The organism is Shewanella sairae, assembly GCF_023283535.1.
In the GTDB taxonomy this organism is placed as follows: Bacteria; Pseudomonadota; Gammaproteobacteria; order Enterobacterales; family Shewanellaceae; genus Shewanella; species Shewanella sairae.
Genome location: NZ_JAKILT010000202.1, coordinates 1 through 752 on the forward strand (window position 1 = coordinate 1; position 752 = coordinate 752).

Sequence of the window (752 nt, forward strand, 5' to 3'; positions counted from 1 at the left end):
GGCTTTGTTGCAATACTCAATCTCTCTTGTCTTTGAGTATGCTCAGGCCACTCGATAGCTATCAGGCATACCAAGGTGGGTGAAGCGATTTAAAATAGAACAACCTAATAACATTTCTTGACTTTGGTTCTTTGGCTTTCGACTATGAAGCCTACTGCCGATTATTTTTTTGTATCTCTGCATCGCGGTTTCCGATACATTTCGCCGACCATAATGCCGCCGCTTTTGCCATTTCATTATCCCAACAGCAGCGCATTCTATTAAGTTGCTCATACGTTTGGAATGGTGCCGGTTGTCTGCGAAAGTGTTGTCTTTCGGCGGGATGACAATCTCTGCATTAGGTGAGTGCGAGTTAAGCACTTGATAAACGGCATTGGTATCGTACATTTTATCTGCGGTTACATGCCCGATATCCGTTGTTATTTGCTCACATAGGTCACCGACAACCTGGTCGTCCATCTCATCCTTTCCTGTCATTAGCGCGGCTTCTATGATGTGGTTTGTTCCTACTGCGAAATGGGCTTTTATCCAAGTGCGTTTACCATCAACCTTGTGTTTCTCTTGGTGCCACTCATTTCTGCCAAATTGCTTCAACCCAGTGGAATCAATCGCTATCGCGACAACATCATCTCTTATTCCCTCGCATTTTTTAAAACGAGGAGTGATTAACCCAAGTGTACTTAAGCGCTTTGAGAGCAATGTATAGTCAGGGCATTGAAGGTGAGGTTTTCCGAGTAAAACAAGTCAGTTCT

General features: G+C 44.0%; 1 pseudogene. It reads right to left on the reverse strand.

Annotation, left to right across the window (positions count from 1 at the left end):
* Positions 1 to 42: 42 nt before the first annotated feature.
* A pseudogene (locus tag L2748_RS24160) lies at positions 43 to 714 on the reverse strand (IS5 family transposase); the annotation flags it as partial.
* Between the last annotated feature and the right edge of the window lie 38 nt (positions 715 to 752).